This window comes from Nannocystis pusilla, assembly GCF_020073745.1.
GTDB classification, from domain to species: Bacteria; Myxococcota_A; Polyangia; order Nannocystales; family Nannocystaceae; genus Nannocystis; species Nannocystis radixulma.
Genome location: NZ_JAIRAU010000045.1, coordinates 65,845 through 81,591, shown reverse-complemented (window position 1 = coordinate 81,591; position 15,747 = coordinate 65,845). Strand labels below are relative to the sequence as shown.

The 15,747-nt window shown below is 73.4% G+C and carries 7 protein-coding genes; 2 read left to right on the top strand and 5 right to left on the bottom strand.

All coding sequences use genetic code 11. The features are described 5' to 3' along the window. Positions 1 to 30 precede the first annotated feature (30 nt). Together K7C98_RS32480 and K7C98_RS32475 are read right to left on the bottom strand one after the other, a co-directional pair. Positions 31 to 1,011, bottom strand: coding sequence for a glycerophosphodiester phosphodiesterase (locus K7C98_RS32480; protein ID WP_224195713.1), 981 nt, complete (start codon positions 1,009 to 1,011; stop codon positions 31 to 33). Between the two features lie 48 nt (positions 1,012 to 1,059). Then, positions 1,060 to 1,962, bottom strand: a complete 903-nt coding sequence (locus K7C98_RS32475) for a LysR family transcriptional regulator (protein WP_224195712.1) — start codon at positions 1,960 to 1,962, stop codon at positions 1,060 to 1,062. Between the two features lie 223 nt (positions 1,963 to 2,185). Between K7C98_RS32475 and K7C98_RS32470 the strand changes: the two genes are divergently transcribed. After that, the gene (locus K7C98_RS32470; protein WP_224195711.1) at positions 2,186 to 8,452 is read left to right on the top strand and encodes a hypothetical protein; all 6,267 of its coding nucleotides are present in this window, start codon (positions 2,186 to 2,188) and stop codon (positions 8,450 to 8,452) included. A gap of 307 nt (positions 8,453 to 8,759) precedes the next feature. Here K7C98_RS32470 and K7C98_RS32465 read toward each other — a convergent pair whose 3' ends face one another. Then, complete coding sequence (locus tag K7C98_RS32465; protein ID WP_224195710.1) at positions 8,760 to 11,234, bottom strand: hypothetical protein; 2,475 nt, start codon at positions 11,232 to 11,234, stop codon at positions 8,760 to 8,762. A 50-nt stretch (positions 11,235 to 11,284) separates the two neighbouring features. Then, positions 11,285 to 11,617, bottom strand: a complete 333-nt coding sequence (locus K7C98_RS32460) for a hypothetical protein (protein ID WP_224195709.1) — start codon at positions 11,615 to 11,617, stop codon at positions 11,285 to 11,287. A gap of 78 nt (positions 11,618 to 11,695) precedes the next feature. On the opposite strand from K7C98_RS32460, the gene K7C98_RS32455 reads away from it, so the two are divergent. Next, positions 11,696 to 11,854 carry a hypothetical protein gene (locus tag K7C98_RS32455; RefSeq protein WP_224195708.1) on the top strand — a complete coding sequence of 53 codons (159 nt, stop codon included), beginning with the start codon at positions 11,696 to 11,698 and terminating at the stop codon, positions 11,852 to 11,854. Here the strand turns inward: K7C98_RS32455 and K7C98_RS32450 are convergent. After that, a complete protein-coding gene (locus K7C98_RS32450; protein WP_224195707.1) occupies positions 11,814 to 15,398 on the bottom strand; it encodes an alkaline phosphatase D family protein in 3,585 nt (1,194 codons plus the stop codon). The two genes, K7C98_RS32455 and K7C98_RS32450, sit on opposite strands and share 41 nt — an antisense overlap. Between the last annotated feature and the right edge of the window lie 349 nt (positions 15,399 to 15,747).

Below are 15,747 nucleotides of genomic sequence, written 5' to 3'. Positions count from 1 at the left end.
CTGCCGTTCGCGATCTTGTCGAGCATGACGTCACGGCGAGACCGACTCGAGCAGTACCGGGTCGTCGGTCATGATGCCGTCGACGCCGCGGCCGATGAGGTCGACCATCCGGCTCTCCTCGTTGACCGTCCACGGGTGGACCTTCATCCCCAGCTCGTGGGCGAACGCCACCAGCTCGGCCGAGGCCAGGTCCCACGGCGCGTGGACGAACTGCGCCGGCGGCGTGTAATCGGGGCTGCCCACGTTCACGTAGAGGTCGAGCATCTCCGGCGTGCTCAGCGACGTGAACACCGCCGGCATCGCCGCGCGCACCGCCACGATCGTGTCGAGGTCGGCCGACGCCAGGACCACCCGCTCGAGCGCCCCGCGCTCTTCCAGCGCCGCCAGCACCCCGTCGACGATCGGCGGGTCGGTCTGCTTGATCTCGATCAGGTAGTACGAATCGGGGAACGCGTCGAGGATCTCCTCGATCGTCGGGATCACGATCCCCGTCCCGCGGTACGGGAAGGTCTGGCCGTCGTCGGGCGTGAACCGGTAGCCGGCGTCGAGCGCCCGCAGCTCGGCGAACGTCATCGCCTTGACCGCCCCCGTGCCGTCGGTCGTGCGGTCGACCGTCCCGTCGTGCATCGCCACGATCACCCCGTCGCTGCTCGCGTGCACGTCGAACTCGAGCACCTCGGCCCCGACCGCCAGCGCGTTCTCGAAGGCCGGCAGCGTCTCCTCCGGCCGCAGGTCGCCGCCCCCGCGGTGCGCGATGTTTAGAAATTTGTTTGAAAGCAGCAGGTTGCCGACCACGCCCTCGGTCTCGGTGACTTCGCTCGTCGTCCCGCTCGTCGTGCTCGACGTCGTCGGCGCGTCCGTCGTGCCGCTCGAGCTCGTCGTCGTCGAGGTCGTGGACGTCGTCGTCGACGTCGCGCCCTCGGAATCACCTGTCTCTTCGGACATCACCGGCGACGCGCACGCCGAGCCCAGGATCACCGCCACGCACCCGCGAAAGATCGCTCGCAGCATGCCGCACGCTACCACGCCGGCCCGCCGCCCAGCGCCCGTCGACCGCGTTCACCCCCCGCGCAGCGCCGCCGAGCGCTCCGCGAACGCCCGCACGTGCTGCAGGATCGCCCGCAGCTTGGGCAGCCCGGCCTGGGCCGCCGGGAACACGACGTGGAGCCCCCGCTGGCGGCCGACCAGCTCCGGCAGCACCGGCACCAGCAGCCCCTCGGGCACGCCCGGGTCGGGCAGCAGCGCGTCGGGCACGAAGCCGATCCCGTGCCCTGCGAGCACCATCTGGCGCAGGCAGTGCACGTCGGCCGACACCAGCGTCGGCTCGACCTCGATCGACTCCCCGGTGAGCGTCGGCAGCACGCGCGGGTCCTCGCCCGGCGGGGCCCAGGCCAGCAGCTCGTGGCCGGCCAGGTCCTCGAGCGTCTTCGGCGTCCCGCGGCGCTCGAGGTACGCGGACGACGCGAGCAGCCACTCGCGCAGGCGCCACACCTCGTGCGACAGCCACGGGCCCTCCGGCCCCTCCGGTCCGAAGTGCACCAGCAGGTCGACGTCTTCGAGCGCGCCCTGGACCGGGTCTTCGCTGAAGCGCAATTGCAGCGACAGCCGCGGGAACGCCTCGCGCAGCGCCGCGAACAACGGCGTCAGCGCGTGCGGAGGCAGCCCCATCGGCATCAGCACCCGCAGCACCCCGACCGGCTCGCGCCCGATCTCCCGCACCGACGCCACCAGCGCGCTCGCCTCCTGCAGCACGTGACGACCCCTGGCCGCGAGGACAGCTCCGGCCTCGGTCACCACCACCCCGCGCGCGCTCCGCTCGAGCAGAGGTACTCCGGCGCGGGCCTCGAGCGCCTCGACCCGGCGTCGCAGCGTCGCGCGGGCCATGTTGAGCGACGTCGCCGCGGCCAGGAACGAACCGGTCTCGACCACCCCGAGGAAGGCCCTGAACTCTTCGAGATCCATCCACCGCCGAGGGTAGCCGACTCGAGCGGAGGCCTGAAGGGCCCGGCAGCCGCAGCCGCAGCCGCCACGCGCGGAGGCCGCGCCACGAGGAACGCCGTCCCGTCCGCCGCGCGTTCACGACATGTCCCGAGAGACATGTACTCATCGGCGCGCTCGCCATCGCTCGCGGTGCCATCGCACGCGCTGGCACGTAGCGGGTCGGCGGCATATGTTGGGCGTCCTCATGGACCTCGAGCACCTCGAAGCACTCGCGCTCTCCGACGACCGCGCGGCCGCCCTCGCCGGTCTGTTGCCGGGCACCCCGGACCACGACTACTGGCGCGGCGTCCACCTGCAGCACCACGGCGAGCTCGAGGCCGTCGACGCGATCCTCTCGGGGTGGAAGAAGCGGCACGGCCGCACCGACGAGCTCTACACCCGGCTGTCGCGGCGTCAGCTGCTCCTTCGGGCAGGTCGCGACCTCGGCAAGCACGCCGACGCCGTGCGCTTCGAGGCCCACGTGCGGCTCGACGACGAGGCCGAGGCCGTCGCCGCCGCGCACCGTTATCCCACGCGCCTCGACCCCGCGCTCATCGACCAGGCCGCGCTCGTGAGCAACGCTCGCGGCCGCGGCCATGACCTCGCGCACCTGACCGACTGGGCCCTCGCCGACCTCCTGTCGCTCGAGCTCGAGCCGGGCGAGCGGCGTCACCTCTTGCAACGGCTCACGCGCACCAACTACCCGCAGTTGGTCGCGGTCGTCGCCGCCGACCTCGGCGAGAAGTCGTCGCGCGGCTTCGGCTCGCTGCCGATCCACGGCCGCCTCACCCGCGCCCAGCTCGACGAGCTCGCCGCGCTCCGGCCCGAGCTGCGCAAGCACCCGCAGTTCGTCGCCGCCGTGCTCGTGCGCCTGCGTCCGCCCGGGCACGTCGACTGGCGCACCGACCTCGACGCCCGCGCCGCCTACCTCGCGCAGCTGTGGGCCTACGTCGCCGCGCTACCGCCCGCCTTCAACGCCCTCAAGGCCCAGGTCCTCTACCACCAGCTCGACCTCGACCGCCGCCGCGGCGTCCTCGACCGCGAGCGGTTCCTGCGTTACCTGGGGCTGCCGCGCCAGGTCCACTACGCCCCGGAGGCGCGCCTGCGCCACGTCCCGGCCGACCACCAGGTCGCGCCCGGCATCGACGCCGCCCAGCCCGCCGGCCTCGAGCCCGTCGCCGACGACGAGCCGCTGGTGCGCGAGTACCTCGAGCAGCTGCTCGTCCACGAGGACGGCGACGCCTTCGCCGAGCACCTGCGCGCCGACTGGCTCGAAGAACAGGTCGCCACCGCCCGCCTCCTCGCCGGCGCCCCCGACCCCGAGCGCTGGGCCGCCGCGCTCGGCCCGGCCCGCCTCGCCGCCCTGCGCGACCGCGTCGACCTCGAGCTCACCGTGCGCAACCCGGCGCGCCACGCCGCCGACGCAGCGGTCGCGCTCGAGGTCGACGTCAAGAACGTCCCGCGGCTCGTCGTCAAGACCTACCGCATCGACCCCGTCGCCCACTTCCTCGCCCGCCGCGCCGAGGTCGACACCACCATCGACCTCGACGGCCTGGTCGCCAGCGACGAGCAGGTGATCCTCGGCGACGCCCCCGCGATCCGCCGCGTGCGCCGGCAGATCGCCCTGCCCGGCTGCGCCCGCCCGGGCACCTACGTGATCGAGCTGATCGGCAACGGCAAGTCGAGCCGCGCCCTGATCCGCAAGGGCGCGCTGCGCCACAATGTGCGCGTCGGCCTCGCCGGCCCGACGATCCGCGTGCTCGACGAGTCCGGCCGCCCGCTGCCCGACGCGCGGATCTGGCTAGCCGGTCGCGAGTACACGCCGCGCGACGACGGCGCCATCTCGATCCCGTTCTCGACCGCCCCGTCGCGCGCCACCATGCTGCTCGTCCACGGCGACATCGCCCAGGCCGAGACCCTGCAGCACCCCGCCGAGCAGTATCAGTTCTTCGCCGGCATCCACCTCGAGCGCGAGTCGCTGCTGCCCGGCAAGGTCGCGCGGATCTTGCTGCGACCGATGCTCACCGTCGCCGGCTGGCCCGCGCCGGTCGGCCTCGTCGAGGAGCCGGTCGTCGAGCTCGCGGTCACCGACCACGCCGGCACCACCTCCACGAAGACCCGGCCGGTGATCCTGCGTGACGACGCCGAGACCGTCGTCGAGCTCAACGTCCCCGAGGACGCCGCCCACCTCAAGGTCGCCGTGCGCGGGCAGATCCGCAGCACCTCGGCGCAGAAGACCGGCGACCTGTTCGACGCGGCCGAAGCGGCGGTGGGCCGCATCCACCAGGGCGAGTCCACCGAGGCGCTGCACCTCTCGAGCAGCGCCGAGGGCCACGTCCTTCACCTGCTCGGAAAGACAGGTGAGCCGCGGGCCGGCCGCGCGGTGAGCCTCAAGTTCAAGCACGTCGCCGTCACGACCGAGCTGTCGACCACGCTCGAGACCGACGCGCGCGGGCGCATCGAGCTCGGCGCGCTCGCGGGCATCGAGCGCGTCACCGCGTCGCCGCCGGCCGGCGAGCAGCAGAGCTGGTGGCTGTGGCCCGAGGTCGACGCCACCCGCACGATCCACGCCGTCGCCGGCGAGCAGGTCCTGCTGCCGCGACCGCCGGCGCTGACCGCCGACGCCCTCGCGCTCGTCGAGCTGCGCGGCGGCGCCCCGGCCCGCGACGTCTCGGGCCGCGTCCGCCTCGCCGAGCGCGTGCTCGAGGTCGCCGGCGACCTCGAGGCCGGCGAGTACCTGCTGCAGTGCCGCGGCGTCGCCGAGGTGCGCATCGTCCTCGTGCCCGCCGACACCCCGATCAGCGACGGCTGGGCCGCCGCCGGTCCCACCTCGGTCGAGCTGTCGCCGCCGCTGCCGCTGCTCACCCGCCTCGCCGCCGACGCCGACCACCTCGTCCTCGAGCTCGCCGACGCCGGCCCGGCCACGCGCGTGCACGTGCTCGCGACCCGCTACCGCCCCGACGGCGTCTTGCCGCGCCACCTGCGGCGCAGCCCGCGTCCGCCGCTGGCCGGCGCGGTCGCCCCGGTGCTGTCGCACTACGTCTCGGGCCGCGACATCGGCGACGAGTACCGCTACGTCCTCGACCGCCGCAACCAAGCGCGGCGCCCCGGCATGCTGCTCGAAAAGCCAGGTCTGCTGCTGAACCCGTGGGCCCTGCGGACCACCAGCACCGGCGTGCAGCACGCCAAGGGCGGCAGCGGGTACGCTTCGAGCCCGCCGCGCGCCGCCCCGGCGCCGTCGACCGGCGCCCCGCGGCAGACGATGGTCGTCGGCGGCGAGCAGGGCGGCTTCGTCTCGCTCGACTTCCTGAGCGCGCCCGCGGTCGTGCTGGCCAACCTCCGCCCCGACGCCGAGGGTCGCCTGCAGATCGCCCGGGCCGACCTCGGCGCGGCCCAGAGCGTGCGCGTCATCGTCGTCGATCCCGCGCTCACCAGCGTCGCCGACCTCGCCCTGCCGGCCACCGAGCTGCGCCCGCGCGACCTCCGGCTGCGCTTCGCCCTCGCGCACGACCGGCACTTCACCGAGGTCCGCGGCGTCGAGGGCGCGCCGGCCGGCACCACCCTCGTCGTCGAGGACCTGCGCTCGGGCAAGCTCGAGCTGGTCGACACCGTCGCCCGCGCGCACCAGGTCCTGGTCTCGCTCGGCGCGCCCGACAGCTTGCGCGAGTTCGCCTTCGTCGCCCAGTGGCACGCCCTCGACGACGCGACTCGCCGCGCGCGCTACAGCAAGTACGCCTGCCACGAGCTGCACCTGTTCCTCTGGTTCCGCGACCCCGAATTCTTCGCCCGCGTGGTCAGGCCGTACCTCGCGCACAAGCGGCGCAAGACCTTCGTCGATCACTGGCTGCTCGGCGCCGACCTCTCGGCCTATTGCGAGCCGTGGGCGTTCGGCCGCCTCAACGCGCTCGAGCGCGCCCTCCTGGCCCGCCGCCTGCCCGAGGTGCGCGAGGCCGTGGTCCGCTTGCTCGGCGACGCCGTCGATCTGATCGCCCCCGATCCCGACCGCGACGCCTTGCTCGTCGACACCTTGCTCGGCTCGGCCGCGCTCGAGGGCGGCCCGGTCGCCGCCGCCGCGACCATGGACTTCCTCGAGCGCGAGGTCGCCGAGGAGGAGGCCGGCGAGCCGCGCCCCAAGGAGAAGGCCAAGAAGCGCGACTCGGCGGCCCGCCGCAGCCGCTCCGAGGTGGACTACATGGTCGCCGACGACGACGACGCGCCGGCCAGCGCGCTCATCGAGGTCGGCGGTCGCCCGCCTCCCCCGCCGGCCGCCGCCCCCGCGGCCCCGATGATGATGCGGTCCGCGCGACGCGGCGGCGGCGGTGACCTCGACGGCGCCGGCGTGGCCGCCGACCTGCGCGAGCGCAGCCGGTCCGCCCCGCTCTACCGCGGCGCCGACAAGACCCAGGAGTGGGCAGAGTCGGATTGGTGGCACATCCGGGCCGCCGACGCCGGCCACGCGTTGATCGCCGTCAATCGCTACTGGCGTGACTTCGCCAGGCACGACCCCGCGGTCGGTCCATTCCTCTCGCCGCACCTCGGCGAGTGCGCCGGCGACTTCGCCTCGGCGTTGTGCGCCCTCGCGGTGCTCGACCTGCCGTTCGTCGCCGGCGCGCACGCGATCGCCGTCGAGGACACGCGCCTCAGCCTCACCTGCGCCTCGCCGGCCCTGGCCGCGCGCACGCGGATCGCCGCGGTCGGCGACGTCGACTCGCGCTCGCCGCTGCTGGTCGGCCAGAGCTACCTGCGCAGCGACGACCGCTGGGAGTGGGACGGCGCCGAGCAGCGCGAGAAGATCGTCGAGGGCGAGCTGCTGGTCGGCGTCGTCTACCGCTGCCAGGTCGTCGTCACCAACCCGACGAGCCGCTATCAACGCCTGGCCGCGCTGCTGCAGATCCCCCGCGGCGCGCTGCCGGTGGCGCAGGGCTTCTACACCCGCACCTTCAACCTCCACCTCGGCCCGCACGGCACCGAGTCGCTCGAGTACGCGTTCTACTTCCCGGCGCCCGGGCAGTTCACGCACTTCCCGGCCCACGTCACGCGCACCGACCTCGGGCAGCACGAGTTGGTCGGCGCGGCGCCGCCGGCGGTGCTCGACGTCGTCGTCACCCCGACCCGCGTCGACGCCAACTCGTGGGCCCACGTCTCGCAGCACGGCACGACCGACGAGGTGCTCGCGTTCCTCGGGCGCGCCAACCTCGGCCGCGTCGAGCTCGAGAAGATCGCCTGGCGCATGCGCGACCGCGACGCCTTCGCCCGCGTCCTCGCCCTGCTCACCGCCCGCGGCGTCTACCACGATCGCCTGTGGGCCTACTCGCTGGCCCACGCCGACCGCCGGCGCGTCGCCGAGTGGCTGCGCCACCAGGACGGCTTCGTGCGCAAGGCCGGCCCCGCGCTCGCGCACGGCATCGTCGACCTCGACGCCGTCGAGCGCAATTGGTACGAGCACCTCGAGTACGCCCCGCTCGTCAGCGCCCGCGCCCACCGCCTCGGCAGCAGGCGCCAGGTCCTCAACGACGCCCTCGCCGCGCAGTACAACAAGTTCCTCGAGCTCGTCGCCCACCGCCCCGCCGCCGGCCCCGACGACCTGCTCGCCGCGGCGCACTACCTGTTCGGCATGGACCGCGTCGACGACGCCCTCGCCGCGCTGGCCCGCGTCGACCCGGCGCAATTGTCGACCCGCCTGCAGTACGACTACCTCGCCGCCTACGCCGCCAGCGCCACCGGCGACCTCGCGGCCGCGCGGGCCCTCGCCGAGCCGTGGCGCGATCACCCGGTCGACCGCTGGCGCAGCCGCTTCGCCGCCCTGCTCGCCATGCTCGACGAGGCCGAGGGCCGCGGCCCGGCGGTCGCCGTCGACGCCGACAGCCGGGAGCAGCGCATGGACGAGCTCGCGGCGCGCCAGCCCGCGCTGAGCCTCGGCGCCGAGCAGGGCCGGGTGATCGTCCAGCACCACAACCTCGCAGGTTGCCAGCTCCGCTTCTACCGCATGGACATCGAGCTGCTGTTCTCGCGCCAGCCGTTCGTGCAGGGCGACGTCGAGCGCTTCTCGTGGATCGAGCCCGGCGCGACGCTCGACGTGGCGCTGACCGGCGAGGGCCGCACGGTCGTGGAGATCCCCGCCGGCATGCGCGGCGCCAACCTGGTGATCGAGGCGGTCGCCCCGGGCCTGCGCCGCTCGATCACCCATTATTCGCACGACCTCGCCGCCCAGCTCGCGCATCAATACGGCCAGGTCCGGGTCCTCCGCGCGTCGACGCAGGCGCCGCTGCCCGCGACCTACGTCAAGGTCTACGCCCGCCAGGCCGGCGGCACGGTCCAGTTCTACAAGGACGGCTACACCGACGCGCGCGGGCGCTTCGACTACGTCACCCTGTCCACCGACGACCTCGACCGCGTCGAGCGCTTCGCCATCCTCGTCGTCTCCGACGAGGCCGGCGCCACCGTGCTCGAGGCCTCGCCGCCGCCGCGGTGAGCTGCTTCAGAGGGCGTGACGTCTCCGCCGAGACGCCGCGCCCGCGCTCGTCATGACGCAAGATGTCCTTCGAGACATATAACAAAGAACGGCGGGCTTGACGTCTTCGCCGAGACGTCGCGCCGCGCGCGGAGGGCCGAGTCATCTCCGCTCGTCACGACGCGGGAGGTCCTTCGAGACATAAACAAAGGCGGGCGGGCGTGACGTCTTCGCCGAGTCGTCGCGCGCGCGGAGGGCTGGGTTTCTCCGCCGTCACGACGCGAGATGTCCCTCGAGACATCTATCGAGATGTGTCTCGAAGGACGTGTCATTCGCTGCGGCGGACGCTGAGCCAGCGCCACGCGAACGCGCCCTCGCAGCGGGCCGTGAGCGCCAGGGCGGCGGGGCCGGGCGCCGCGGGCAAGGACCACAGCAGCTGGTCGTCGCGCTCGCGCGGGAGCGGGGCGAGCTCGTGCGCGGCGTCGCCGGTGCGCAGCGCCGCGGTGACCTCGCAGGCCGGGCCGCGGGCGGGCAGCCACAGCTCGAGGCGCGCGCCGGCGGGCAGCGGCAGCGGCTCGGTGACGAGGCCGGCCGCCGTGGTCGCCACGAACACGCTCTCGGGGTAGAGGCTGAAGGCGCCGGAGCTGCGCCAGATCGATCGGTCGAGCTGCTGCAGCTCCCACGGGCCGCCGCCGTCGACGAGCCGGCCGGGGACGCCTCCGGCGACGGTCTCCGCCCGCACGGCGCGGTAGATGCCGCGGGCGACCACGCGGGTGCGCCACGGGCCGTGCGCGGCGCTGGGCCAGCGCTGGCGCTCGTCGGGCTCCCAGCCGCCGGACAGGAGAAACACCGGGGTGCCGGCCTTGAGCGCGCCCTCGACGATGTGACCGCGGGGCGGCACGGCGAGCGCGTTGCGGCCGAACGACAGCAAGGCCGGCGCGGCCAGGAGCCCGCGCCAGCGCCCGGGGGCGCGGTCGTCGAACAAAAGCAACCCGTCCTCGGGGACATGTTCGAAGATGCTGGCGAGCTGCGCGGGGTCGTCGGCGAGGTCGCGGGTCCAGTAGACCTCGCGCGGCAACAGGCGCAGCGGCGGGACCAACCACGCCGGCAGCAACACGGCGAACCCTGCCGCCGCCCAGCGCGGGCCGCGGCGAGCGGCGAGGCGGGCGATGAGATGTCCCGAGAGACAGGCGGCGGCGACGAGCAGCACGGGCAGCGCGTCGGCGACGAAGTAGCGGGCGTAATAAAACTCGTAGCGGACGCCCTGCTTGAGCGCGGTGAGCAGGACGATCGCCGAGGCGAGGAAGACCCACGGGAGGAGTGAGGCGTGGGCGCGGCGGACGGCGACGGCGAGGCCGAGGAAGCCGAGGAGCAGCGGCAGCGGGCCGCCGTGGCGCAGCAGGACGGCGAGCACCTGCTGGTCGGGGCCGAGCTCGTTGGCGGGGGCGAACAGGTCGCGCAGCGAGACCAGCGCGCCGGCGGCGAGCATGAGGCCGGCGACGATCCGCAGCAGTCGGGGCGCGAGCGCGGCGAGGCGCGGGGGCAGTCGCCGCAGGCCGAGGTCGGCGAGCAGCAGCGCCGCGGCGGCGGCGAAGGTCCAGGCGACCGCCTCGCCGGTGGACGGGGTGAGGCGCGGGACGTGGAAGTGGTTGGTGGCCGCGGAGAAGAAGTAGGGCCACGAGTGCAGGACGGCCTGGACGACCGCGAGCGCGGTGCCGGCCACGAGCGTCCGCAGGAGCACCCGGCGGGCCCGCGGGGCGTCCCGGGGGACGAGCAGGAGGGCGCCGGCGAGGACGATCGCGTGGGCCACGAAGCTGCCGCGGGTGAAGGCGCCGGCGGCGAAGCAGAGGCCGGCGAGGCCGGCGAGCAGGGCGACGCCGGCCCGGCCCTGGCGCTCGGCGGCACCTGCCTCGAGGGACAGCCAGGCGGCCGCGAGCAGGCAGGCGCGGGCGAGGTTCTCGGTGACGGTGAAGCTGGAGATCCACAGGTCGAGCGGGTGGAGGGCGAGAGCGGCGAGCGCCACGATCCCGACCCGGTCGGCGCGGTGCTGCAGGTGCGGGTCGGCGCCGGCGAGGGCGAGGCGGCGCGCGAGGGCGAACGCGGCCAGGCCCGACAGCTGCCAGAACAGCACCAGGGGCCAGGTCGAGCGGGCGAAGCCCCAGTCGAGCTCGGCGAGCGCGAACCACACCGGCATCAAATGAAAGAAGGCCGGGACGAGGCGGCCCGCGGCGGCGTCCTCGATGTGGAGCCCCGCGGTCCAGCGACCCTCGCGGACGCCGGCGAGCGGCGAGCCGGGGGGCGGCTGCTTGATCCGGTACGCGGCCAGCACGTCGGCCTGCGGGACGCCGCGCAGCGCTCCCTGCATCACGCGGTCGACGGGTCGCAGCCGGCCGGTACGTGCGATGTGATGGCCGACGTTGACGTAGATGCCCTGGTCCTGACCGCCCTGCAGATAGGGCGAGGGGTGCAGGCGCAGGCCGACGCCGCAGACGAGCAACACGACGACGGCGATGGTGGTGGCGACGGTGTGACGCGTGCGCAGCGGGAGCGTGATGGCGGGGAGCCGCCGTCGAACTGTGAAGGCGAGGAGGACCAGCGCCGCGAACGCGCCGAGCAGGCCGGCGCGCACCGGCCAGGGCTGCAGCCGCTGCAGGTCGAGGAGGAGCATCCCGACGGCGCTGACGGCGAGGCAGGTGCCGGCGAGGCCGACCCCGAGCGCGCAGGCCGAACCGAGCCGGTCGCGCAGCAAGGCCGCGACCGCGAGCGCGGTCGCCAGCGCGAGGGCGGTCAAGACGCCGGCCACCGCGCGCAGGCTACCACCGACGCGCGCGGCTCACGAGGGCGCCTGTCGTTTCAGACAGGTCGCGTGGCGGCGAGGACGGGGCGCGGCGGTGTGGACGCGGTGAGACCGACGAGCAGCGACACCGGGACGAGCATAGCGTTATGCAGCACGTCGATGGCGCGCGCATCCTCGATGTAGGCGACGAGCCCGGTCTCGGGGCTGTAGGCCGTCGCTGTAACCGTTGTAGCAGGGACCGCGGTCGCCGTCGGTACCGCAGCCGTGGAGCGCGGGGACGACGTTGCCGACGAACGACAAGTTGACGAGGCCGGCGATCGAGACGCCGTCGTCGTGGGGGTGCTGGCGTCGATGAAGTGCACCGTCGACTCGGACAGCGGCAACGACACGCCGATGATCGATCCAGCTCGACCTGGTGAACACGCAGGACGTCGCCGCCGACAAGTGGGTCGCCGGAGAACCTCGCGGTGAAGCAGCTGGTTCAGCCGAGCAAGCCGAGCCTCGACCGCAGCAAGCTGCTGCGCCAGGCGCTGACGCCGAAGAAGCTGGCGGCGCCGAAGCTCACGCGCTGCAGCGAGGGCCTGGTCAACGTTTCGGGGCGGTGCCTGCCGAAGTTGAAGAGGTGACCGGGGCGGTCGGCCTGGTGCTGTCGGGCTCGGCGGCGCCGCTCTTGGCGCGGCCCGCCTTCGGCCCGACGAGCCGCGTGGGCTCGGGCCTGGGCGCCTCGACCGCCGAGCCCTCGGGCGGACCGCTGAGGACGACGCGGTACTTCTGCTTGCCCTTGGCGTCGACGTAACGGGCGGTGACCGAGCCGTCGGCGGCGATGTCGAGCACGCCGAAGTTGGGCCCGTCGGTGTGGGCGAAGCCGCCGAACTTGGACACGTCGCCGGTGTGCTGCGGCAGCATCTCCTCGAAGCTCCAGGCGTCGAGCGGGCCGGCGACGAGCTCGTTGAGCCCGCTCTCCTTGTCGACGATGTGCCACGCCAGGTGGTAGTCGCCGGACAGCACGATCACGCTGCCGGGCGGCTCGCTGGCGAGGACGGTGCGCAGCTCGTCGCGCTCGTCGGGGAAGCCGTTCCAGCTGTCCTCGCCGAACGGGGCGAACATCGGCACGCTGCTGACGACGACCTTGGTCTTGGCGGTCGACGACTTGATGCCGGTGATCAGCCACTCCTTCTGCACCTCGCCGAGCATGCTCGAGCGCGACTTGGGCGGGTCGCGGAAGCTCCGCAGGTCGAGCATGAACACCTCGACCTGGGGGGCGGGCCGGAACGAGCGGTAGAGGCCGACGTCGTCGGGGTCGGCGCTGCGCAGCGGCCACTGCTCGCGGAAGACCTGGCGGGCGACGTCGATGTTCTCGGTCCTGGCGTGGGCGTTGTTGGCGATCTCGTGGTCGTCCCACACCGCGGCGGTGGCGGTCGAGGCGAGGAAGTTCTGCAGGGCCTCGTCGCGGCGGACCAGCCGGTGGCGGCCGCGGTAGCCCTTGAGGTCCTTGGCCTTCTTCTTCTTCGGGATGTCGGCGTACATGGTGTCGCCGAGCATCAGGAACATGTCGGGCCGCTCGCGCTTGAGCGCGCCGAAGATCTGGAACGGCTGGTCCTCGGCCATGAGGTCGGCGCTCCACGCCAGCTTGATCGCCTTCGGCTTGGCCGGTGAGGTGGTGAAGGCGCCGGTGTCGCCTTCGAGGCGCTCGCCCTCGAAGGTGAGGATCGGGCGGTACCAGTAACGTGTCCCCGGGGACAGGCCGGTGACGTCGGCGACGAGCACGTGGTCGGTGGCCTCGGTGACCTCGACCGCCGGGGTCTCGACGACCATCTTGGTGAACTTGGCGTTGGTCGCGACCTCGAAGTGGAGGGTGGCCGGCAGGGTGGCGCGGGTCCACAGCAGGACGGAGTCGCCGGTGACGTCGAAAGCGGCCGGCTTGGCGGCGAACAGCGGCTGCGGCGGCTTGGGCTTGAAGCGGGCGGCGTTGAGCGCGTCGAGCAGGTCCTCGAGGTCGTCGGCGATGTCGGAGCGACCGCCGAGGACGCTCTGCTCCTCCTTGGGGTCGGCGGCGAGGTTGTAGAGCTGGGCGGTGTCGTTCTTGAGGTCGCGGATCAGCTTCCAGTCGCCGAGGATCACCGCCTGCATGTCGGTGGTGCGCTCGGCCTGGCTCGACATGTAGCGGTGCAGCTCGGTGAAGACCGGCCGCTCCGCCGGGTAGGTGCCCTGGTCGATCAGCGGCAGGAGGTTGACGCCGTCGATGCCGGTGAGGTCGGCGCCGGCGAGCGCCAGCATCGTCGCGGCGGCGTCGAGCGTCGACACCGGCTGGCGGAACACCTGGCCGTTGCGCCCGGGCAGACACATCAGCATCGGCACGCGGACCTGCTCCTCGTACAGCGAGGTCCCGTGGGTGGCGTTGCGGTGGTCACCGAGCGCCTCGCCGTGGTCGGCGACGAGGAAGATCGCGGTCTTGTCGCGCAGGCCGCGTTCCTCGAGGCCGTCGAGGAAGCCGCCGATCGCGTCGTCCATCGCCCGCACCAGCTCGGCGTAGCGGTCGCGGTCGCTGCCCGACTCGTGCGGGTCGAACAGGTGGATCCACTGGAAGAAGCGCTTGTTCTTGTGCTTCTCCTTGTGCCTGTCGATCTGCGCGAGCGCGATCGGCAGGACCTCGAGGCTGGCCGGCTCGCGCCAGCTCTTGCCGTTGAAGTCGGTGTAATCCTCGAAGCCGGGGTCGAAGCCGGCGTCCTTGCGGAAGAACCGGCTGTAGCCGTCCCACGGGCTCGCCAGGGTGCGCAGGCCGGCGGCCTTCATGCGCTGGGCGAGGTTGCCCTCGGGGGGGATCTCCGGGATCGTGGTGTACTGGACGCCGTTGCTGAGGCCGCGGATGTCCTTGGCGGTGGCGGTCTTGGGGTTGATCAGCTTGCCGTCCCAGATCCACAGGTTCCACTGGATGTGGGCGCTGTAGCGGCCGAGCATCAGCGCGCCCATGCCGATCGCGGTGCGCGAGCCGGGGGCGTAGGTGCGGCGGAAGTCGGCGCAGGTCGAGGCGAGGCCGGACAGCCGCGGGGCGGCGCTCTTGTCGGGGTTCTCGGGGTCGGGCAGCGCGTCGGCGCGGAGAGCGTCGATGCTGATGAGGACGATGTTCCAGTCGTTCTTCGGGGCCGCGACGTCGTGGTAGAGCGGGTGATCGAGGGTGCGGAGGTTGCCGCGCGTGCGCGCCTCGGTGCGCGCGAGCTTCAGCAAGGTGGGGCCGATCGCCGTCTCGCCGACCTGGGCCCGGAAGCCGCGGTCGCCGGCGAAGCCGCCGAACGCGGCGACGGCGAAGCCGAGGGCCGCGACGACGACGAGGCCGAGCGCGCCGGCGCCGAGCCGCTGCAGGCGGGCGACGGTGGCCGGCGCGAGGCGCGAGCGCTCGAGCTGGGCGCGCGCGAGGCCGCGGCTCAGCGCGGCGTCGAGGCTGAGCACGCCGACGAACTGCAGCCACAGGTGCACGGCCGGGTAGAGGCCGACCATGAAGCGCCGGTCGGCGAACATGGCCCCGACACCGACGAGCGCGGCCAGGCCGCTCCAGGCGCCCCACCACGGCGAGGCCGCGGCGGCGCCGGTACGGCTGGCGATCCGCGCGCCCCACGGCATGAGCAGCGCGAGCGAGGCGGCCCAGGTGCCGAAGTACAGCACCGCGTGCAGGCGCTCGGTGCCGGGGCGGACCACCGCGAAGGTGTCCTCCGAGACATGTACGTAGAGGAAGATCGCAATCAGCTGGACGGCGGCGACGGCGGTGCCGAGCCAGAAGCGCGGGTCGTCGGGCGCGCCCAGGCGCGGGGCCAGGCGCTCGACCGCGAACACGGCCACGGCGGCGAACACGAGCCCGCCGGCCAACACCAGCGGCATGGCGGCGGGCGACTGGAAGGCGAAGATCAGGACCGCCAGCAGCAACAGCGGGGCGCCCATGACCAGCGCCGCGACCCGCCGCAGCCGCCGCGCGGTGAGGCGCCCGACCGGCAGCACGGCGCCGAGCAGGTCGAGGCCGATGAATCCGAGGAGGACGAAGCTGGCCCCGCCGAACAGGAACAACCCGAGCCTGGGCGAACCCACGGCGTCAGGAACGACGAGGCACGCCAGCGCCACCACGGTGGCGAGCGATGCCGACAATCGGAACTTCGAGGTGGTCGCGGCGAAAGCGGTCATGTCGGTCGGAGCGAGCCCGAAAGCGAGGGGCTGCGGGCATCGTCAAGTCAAGTCAAGAGCTTCGATTCGCGGGCGGCGCGGTCAGGGCGGCAGGCGCACGGCGGTTTCAAAACGGCTCAGGAACGGGGACGCACGCCCGTCTGCGGCGTCACGAATCGAAATGTCAGCAAGGAAGGGTTAAGCGGCATTTCTCCCGAGGCTACCCCGGTCGCCGACGCAGTCAAGCGCAAACCGGCGGCGAGTTCGCCGCTCGTCGGGCCCCGCCCGAGGGCGCGCTTTTCCATCTGCTCCAGACGCGCGAGACGGCCCCAGGCGCGACGGGACGCGCGAAAACGCGCATGGCCTGGTG

Excerpts from the sequence above, each read along its gene's own strand:
- K7C98_RS32470 (WP_224195711.1), top strand. The coding sequence starts at position 2,186 with ATGGACCTCGAGCACCTCGAAGCACTCGCGCTCTCCGACGACCGCGCG.
- K7C98_RS32475 (WP_224195712.1), bottom strand. The coding sequence starts at position 1,962 with ATGGATCTCGAAGAGTTCAGGGCCTTCCTCGGGGTGGTCGAGACCGGT.
- K7C98_RS32480 (WP_224195713.1), bottom strand. The coding sequence starts at position 1,011 with ATGCTGCGAGCGATCTTTCGCGGGTGCGTGGCGGTGATCCTGGGCTCG.
- K7C98_RS32450 (WP_224195707.1), bottom strand. The coding sequence starts at position 15,398 with ATGACCGCTTTCGCCGCGACCACCTCGAAGTTCCGATTGTCGGCATCG.